Source organism: Methyloceanibacter marginalis (genome assembly GCF_001723295.1).
GTDB lineage: Bacteria > Pseudomonadota > Alphaproteobacteria > Rhizobiales > Methyloligellaceae > Methyloceanibacter > Methyloceanibacter marginalis.
The window spans coordinates 1-6,159 of record NZ_LPWD01000234.1; the positions used below are offsets into that span (position 1 = coordinate 1).

Annotated in this window: 6 protein-coding genes and 1 pseudogene; 2 read left to right on the plus strand and 5 right to left on the minus strand. The window is 65.5% G+C overall.

What is annotated here, in order from left to right:
* Positions 1 to 101 precede the first annotated feature (101 nt).
* From AUC71_RS09195 to purD, 3 genes are all read right to left on the minus strand, one after another.
* Positions 102 to 329, minus strand: coding sequence for a hypothetical protein (locus AUC71_RS09195; protein ID WP_069624024.1), 228 nt, complete (start codon positions 327 to 329; stop codon positions 102 to 104).
* A 234-nt stretch (positions 330 to 563) separates the two neighbouring features.
* Complete coding sequence (locus AUC71_RS09200) at positions 564 to 932, minus strand: hypothetical protein (protein ID WP_069624025.1); 369 nt, start codon at positions 930 to 932, stop codon at positions 564 to 566.
* A 164-nt stretch (positions 933 to 1,096) separates the two neighbouring features.
* A complete protein-coding gene (gene purD, locus AUC71_RS09205; protein WP_069624026.1) occupies positions 1,097 to 2,371 on the minus strand; it encodes a phosphoribosylamine--glycine ligase in 1,275 nt (424 codons plus the stop codon).
* A 123-nt stretch (positions 2,372 to 2,494) separates the two neighbouring features.
* On the opposite strand from purD, the pseudogene xseA reads away from it, so the two are divergent.
* Both xseA and AUC71_RS09215 read left to right on the plus strand, forming a co-directional pair.
* Positions 2,495 to 4,044, plus strand: a pseudogene (gene xseA / locus AUC71_RS09210) (exodeoxyribonuclease VII large subunit).
* Between the two features lie 64 nt (positions 4,045 to 4,108).
* Complete coding sequence (locus tag AUC71_RS09215; protein WP_069624028.1) at positions 4,109 to 4,330, plus strand: DUF2093 domain-containing protein; 222 nt, start codon at positions 4,109 to 4,111, stop codon at positions 4,328 to 4,330.
* Positions 4,331 to 4,336: 6 nt separating this feature from the next.
* Here the strand turns inward: AUC71_RS09215 and lpxK are convergent, their stop codons facing one another.
* Positions 4,337 to 5,380: a tetraacyldisaccharide 4'-kinase gene (gene lpxK, locus AUC71_RS09220; RefSeq protein WP_083238227.1), complete on the minus strand. Its 1,044-nt coding sequence runs from the start codon at positions 5,378 to 5,380 to the stop codon at positions 4,337 to 4,339.
* Positions 5,370 to 6,159, minus strand: a 790-nt coding sequence (locus AUC71_RS09225; RefSeq protein ID WP_280139301.1) for a 3-deoxy-D-manno-octulosonic acid transferase, incomplete at its 5' end; no start/stop codon positions are given. The genes lpxK and AUC71_RS09225, both read right to left, overlap by 11 nt.

Consider the following 6,159-nt stretch of genomic DNA (forward strand, 5'->3'; position numbering starts at 1 on the left):
CAACAACATCTCATACGGCGCTCCCGCCCAGGCCTTCGCGACCTTGAAGGCGCGCTGGTAGGAACCAGGCGGCGCGCCTCCGAGCCAGGTGCGCCGTCAGCCTAGAAGTCCTGCAGGTACAGGTCCCATTTGCCGGGCGTGTAATAGAGGCAGCCATTGAGCCGCGCCGACCACAGGCACTTCTGGCCGGGACGGGGGCCTGCCAGGGTTCCGTTGCGTTTGTGGGTCAGCAGCGAGTTTTCCCAGAGCTGCCCGGCGCTCGGTTCCGTGGCGAGCGCGAAGCCGGTCGAGACGAAGATCAGGCAAAGAGCAATCAAAGATGTTTTCATGTGAGCCTCCCAGGGGTAGAGGCAAAGTATTCCCTGGGCGGCCTAACAGCAGGTTGAGTATAGCGGTGAATAATAGGTGACTTAGAAATTGACGTGCATGAAATATACGCCAAGTATTTCTAAGATAATTTTAGACAACGGCAATCTATACCGCGCTAATCAAGTATAGCGGGCAACCCAAAACACCCCGCGTTTGCAGGGCCGGTGATCAAAAGAAACGGATATTGGAAAGAGCTACTCGCCCAAGCCGTAGGGCTGCGGGACCGGCGCGTTCGGGTCGTGCGGCCAGCTGTCCATCGGGTAGAAATTCCGCTGGATGGCTTGGTTCTCGATCTCGCCCTTGGTGTAGGGCACGAAACCGAAATAAGAGCTCCAGCCGCGGGGGCCTGGGCCCTTGGCCACATAGGGATAAATCGGGGTCCGGTCGCGCTGATAGATCTTGGCCTGCTGGACTTGGCCGTCCGGGCTCGGCGGAGCGGCGATGACGCCCGTCATGGCCTTTGCCGGACCGGCCCAGATGAGCAGCCAGAGATAGAAAAGAATCGCAGCCACCCCGACCACGCCGGACATGGTCCTTTTGGAAACGGGGAGGTCGTAAGTCATGCGAATCTCGATTTCTCTATGCGTGCGTCAGATGACTTGCAAATAGTGACGCCATCGTGAAATGGCAACGCCTAATGGGGACAAAACCACGGCAAAACCGTGTTTGTCATCGTTTCTAGCGTTGCGGGGTGAATTTCTCGCTAATGCGCGGTGGCTCGCGCCGGTCAGTCCTTGCGCCCAACCGCCCGCCAGCCGATATCGCGCCGGCAAAAGCCGCCGGGCCAGGCGATCTTGTCGACCGCCGCATAGGCACGGTCTTTTGCTTGTCCGATGTCCGGCCCGCGCGCCGTCACGCCGAGCACGCGACCGCCTGTGGCGAGGATGCGATCCCCCTCGCGCGTGGTGCCGGCATGGAAGATCTCTACCTCCGGGTCGGCGCCCGCCGCGTCGAGCCCTTTGATCTCGGTGCCCTTCTTGTAGCTGTCGGGATAGCCTTTCGCGGCCATGACCACGCAGAGCGCCGCCTCGTCATGCCAATCGAGGCTGAGCCCGCCAAGTCGCCCTTCCGCGACGGCCAGCAGCGCCGGCAGCAGGTCCGACTTGAGCCGCAGCATCAACGCCTGAGCTTCCGGATCGCCGAAGCGCACATTGTATTCGATGAGCTTCGGCGCCCCGTCCTGGATCATCAGCCCCGCGTAGAGCACGCCTTTGAAGGGCATGCCGCGCGCCTTCATGGCGGCGACCGTCGGCAGGATGATCTCATCCATCACCCGGGCGCAGAGCGCATCCGTCATGACTGGCGCCGGCGAATAGGCGCCCATGCCGCCGGTATTGGGGCCTGTGTCCCGGTCATAGGCCCGTTTGTGATCTTGCGCTGTCGCCAGCGGCAGGACGGTCTCCCCGTCCGTCAGGGCGAAGAAGCTCGCCTCTTCGCCGGTGAGATGCTCCTCGACCACGACCTCGGCGCCGGCCTCCCCGAAGGCGCCGGAGAAGCAAGCGTCGATCGCGCTATGAGCTTCGAAATGACTTGTGGCAATGATCACGCCCTTGCCGGCCGCGAGCCCGTCCGCTTTGACGACGATGGGGAGCCCTTGGCTTTCCACGTGGGCCTTTGCGGGCGGGGCTTCGCTGAAGCGCCCGTAGGCCGCGGTCGGAATGTTGAAGTCCGCGCAGAGATCCTTGGTGAAACCCTTGGAGCCTTCGAGCGCCGCCGCCGCCTTCGAAGGCCCGAAGACTCTGATGCCTTGCGCTTCGAGATCGTCGGTGAGCCCGGCGACGAGCGGCGCCTCGGGCCCCACGATTACGAGGCCGATAGCTTTATCTCTGCAGAAGGCCGCGACGGCCGTGTGGTCGTCCACCTCGAGGTCCACGCACGCGGCCACCTCTGCGATACCCGCATTGCCGGGCGCACAATAAAGCGTATCGAGCAGGGGGCTTTGGGCAAGCTTCCAGGCGAGCGCATGCTCGCGTCCGCCGCCACCGATCAGAAGCACATTCACCGCGCGCTTTCCCTGCGTCCTCGCTGAGCTTGTTCGCCGCGTCTAGGGCCTGTATGCCCTGTTGGCGACCACGGCGCGCTCTTAGCACGAGAACGCGCCTCCACGAAAACAGATGACATGAGAATGGCAAGCCGTAGTCCACAGGCCACGCAGACAAATCTCGTCGAGTACACCGTCTCCGAGCTCGCTTTCGCGCTGAAGCAGACGGTGGAGGACGCTTATGGCTGGTGCGGCTGCGCGGCGAGGTCTCCGGCTATCGCGGCCCGCACGCCTCTGGCCATTGCTATTTCACCCTGAAGGACGAGAAAGCCTGTATCGAGGCCGTTGTCTGGCGCAGCACGTTCGCCCGCCTCAAGTTCAAGCCCGAGGAAGGTCTCGAGGTCGTCGCCAAAGGCAAGATCACCACCTATCCCGACCGCTCCAAGTACCAGATCGTCATCGATTCCATCGAGCCGGCCGCGGTCGGCGCGCTCATGGCGCTCTTGGAGCAGCGCAAGAAGAAGCTGGCGGAAGAAGGCCTGTTCGACGAGGCGCGAAAAAGGCCGCTGCCCTTCCTGCCGCGCGTCATCGGCGTGGTGACTTCGCCCACGGGCGCGGTCATCCGCGACATTCTTCATCGCTTGGAGGACCGCTTCCCCTCCCATGTGCTGCTCTGGCCGGTACGGGTGCAAGGAGAAACCTGCGCGGCCGAGGTCGCCGCCGCCATCTCGGGCTTCAACGCGGCGACTTCCATTCTGAGCCGCCCCGATCTGATCATTGTGGCGCGCGGCGGCGGCAGTCTCGAAGATCTGTGGGGCTTCAACGAAGAGCTTGTGGTGCGCGCGGCCTCCGCGAGCGCGATCCCGCTGATCTCCGCGGTGGGGCACGAGACCGACTGGACGCTGATCGATCTCGTCGCCGATCACCGCGCGCCGACGCCGACGGCCGCGGCCGAGCGCGCCGTGCCGGTCCGTTCGGAACTCTTGATCGCCGTGCGGACGTTCGGCGTGCGGGGCGCCGGCACCCTGCGCCGTGCGCTGGAGAACTGGCGCAGCCGTTTTCTGGCCTCGGCCCGTGGGCTGCCGCGCCGCGACAATCTCTTGGGCCTGCCCCGCCAGCGTCTCGATTCCGCGAGCCACAAGCTGCCCCGCGCCTTGTTGGCGAATGCCGTGGCGCATCGCTCGGGTCTCGAACGCGCCGGCGCGCGCTTGCGTCCCCATATCCTCGCCCGGGCCGCAGGCGAGGGCCGCGAGAAGCTCATTCGCCTCGACCGCGCCAAAGCCCGCGCGCTTAACGCGGGTCTCGATCGGTCGCGGCGCCGTCTCGACAACCAGGCGAAGCTGCTCTCCACGCTCGGCTATCACAACGTGCTGGCGCGCGGCTTCGCGCTGATCCGCAATGACGAGGGCGCCATGGTGCGCAGCGCGGCGGCCGTCCTACCGGGCGCGGCGCTGGACATCGAGTTCGCCGATGGCCATATCGGAGTCCATGCCGATCCGCGCGGTCCAAGGGAACGGGAGAGACCGGACAAGCCTGTCAAGGAACCACCGGGTGAGGAACCGCCTGTCAAGGAACCGCCCGTGAACGAGCCGCCGGCCAAGGAGCCGCCCGGTCGGGATGAGCCGCCGGTGAAGGAACCGCCGGTCAAGGAGCCGCGGCGAAAGCCGGATGAAAAGCAGGGAAGTCTTCTTTAGTGCGCTGGCCACGTCTCGGCCATGACGCTAAGGTAGCGACGAACGAGAGAGTGCCACCGATTTGATGAACCGCTTCGAACGCAATCTCGGCTTCAAGGGCGAGGCCAAGCTCAAATATCTCGACGGCGAGGTCCAGGTGATGACGCCCGGCGACTTCGTGCGCTGCGCCGTCACCGGCAAGACCATCCCGCTCGATGAGTTGCGCTATTGGAGCGTCGAGCTGCAAGAGGCTTATGTCGACGCGGCGACGTCCCTCGCGCGCTACCGCGAGATGCATAAAGCCTGAGGCCGGCTAACGGCTCGCCGCGCCGTCGAGCAGTGCTTTCGCTTTCTCTTCGTCCTCGAACCGCACGACGATCGGAAACGGCCGTGAGCGGTGCTTCAGCTCCGTCACCGCGCTGTCTTCCTCGCCGTCGGTGAGCCGCGCCCAATCCTTCTCCGTCGTCACCAGCATCGCGCTCTTCGCCTCGGCTTCGTCGAGCAAACGCCGTGCCTCCTTCTCGGTGAAGCGGTGGTGATCGCCGAAAGCGTGGCTCGCCAGGAGCCGTGCGCCGTTTGCTTTGAGCGTGGCGAAGAACTTGCTGGGGCGCGCGATGCCGGCAAAGCCGATCGCCGGCAAAACCGACAGCCAGCGGGGATCCATGTGTGGCGCGGGAACAATCTTCGCGCGGAGCACCGGCTTGCCCGCGCCGTCGAACGCCGCCACGAGGCTATCGGCCTTGTTGCCGTCGCCGATGACGAGCAGCGCATCGGCGCGGGCCAATTGAACGTCGAGCGGGCGCCTGAGCGGGCCTGCGGGAATCACACGCCCGTTGCCGAGACCGGACGCGGCATCCACCACGATCAGCGAGAGGTCCTTGGCCAGCGACGGATTCTGAAACCCGTCATCCATGACGATGGTGTCGGCGCCGGTTTTTTCGATGGCCGTGTCTTCGATGGCCATGTCTTCGACGGCCTTGGCGCCGGCGACCCGGTCGGCCGACACGAAGGTTGGTGCCGCCGCCGCCAGCAGCAGCGCCTCATCGCCCACCTCGGTGGCGTCTTGCCCGTCCACGCGCACCACGCCTTTGGCGCTGCCGCCATAACCGCGCGTGAGGAAGGCGGGGCGCTTGCCCATCGCCTTTAAGAGCAAAACCACTGCGAGCGCCGTGGGCGTCTTGCCGCCGCCGCCCGCCGTGAAATTGCCAATGCAGATCACCGGCAGCGACGAGCGATAGGTGGGCTGAGCGTCCAGGCGCGAGGCGGCAGCCCGCCCGTAAAGTGCGGCAAGCGGAGAGAGCATCGCGGCGATGCCCCCCGTCTTCCGGTACCACCAAGAAGGCGTCTCAAGAGGCATGCTGCAACGTCGCCTTCGCCGGAAGATAAGGCTCGATGGCTTGGAGCGTACGCGGCAGCGCGCCGCCCATGGCCGCAACAGCTTCCTCCGCGCGCATTCGCATCTGTTGCCGCGCCGCCTCGTCTTGCAGGAGGCCAAGCACGGCGACCGCGAGGCTATCGGCGTCGCTGACGTCCTTGGCGCCGCCCGCCTTGAGCAGCTCGCCGTAAGAGTCGCGGAAGTTCTGAAAGTTCGGACCGGTCAGCACCGCGGTGCCGAGCTTAATCGCTTCCACCGGGTTCTGCCCGCCATGGGTCACGAGCGAGCCGCCGATGAAGGCGACGGGCGCCAGCGCATAGAACAAGCCGAGCTCGCCAATCGTGTCGGCCACATAAACATCTGTCGTGGCATCCGGCAGTCCGCCGCCGGAGCGCAGCGTCACGCTCAAGCCTTTGGCGCGCAGCATCTCGCCGATCGGCGCGCCCCGCTCCGGATGCCGCGGGACGATGATGGTCACGAGATCGGGCAGGGCCTTCTTCATCAGGCCGTGGGCCGTGCCGATCACCTCATCCTCGCCGGGATGGGTGCTGGCTGCGAGCCAAACCGGGCGCCCCGAGAGCGCTTCGGCCAGTTCCGCTTTGGCCGCGTCGTCCACGGGCGGCGGCGGCGCGTCGGCCTTGAGGTTTCCGGCGTCGCGCGCGTCGTGCGCGCCAAGCTGGGCAAAGCGCTCGGCCAGCGCATCGTTCTGGGCAAGCACGAGGTCGAAAGCGGAGAAGATGGGCCGGCTCATGCCCGGGCGC

What these genes read in the sequence shown, in the direction of transcription:
- AUC71_RS09200 (WP_069624025.1), bottom strand. Translation starts at nt 932, where the DNA reads ATGACTTACGACCTCCCCGTTTCCAAAAGGACCATGTCCGGCGTGGTC.
- lpxK (WP_083238227.1), bottom strand. Translation starts at nt 5,380, where the DNA reads ATGCCTCTTGAGACGCCTTCTTGGTGGTACCGGAAGACGGGGGGCATC.
- AUC71_RS09195 (WP_069624024.1), bottom strand. Translation starts at nt 329, where the DNA reads ATGAAAACATCTTTGATTGCTCTTTGCCTGATCTTCGTCTCGACCGGC.
- AUC71_RS09215 (WP_069624028.1), top strand. Translation starts at nt 4,109, where the DNA reads ATGAACCGCTTCGAACGCAATCTCGGCTTCAAGGGCGAGGCCAAGCTC.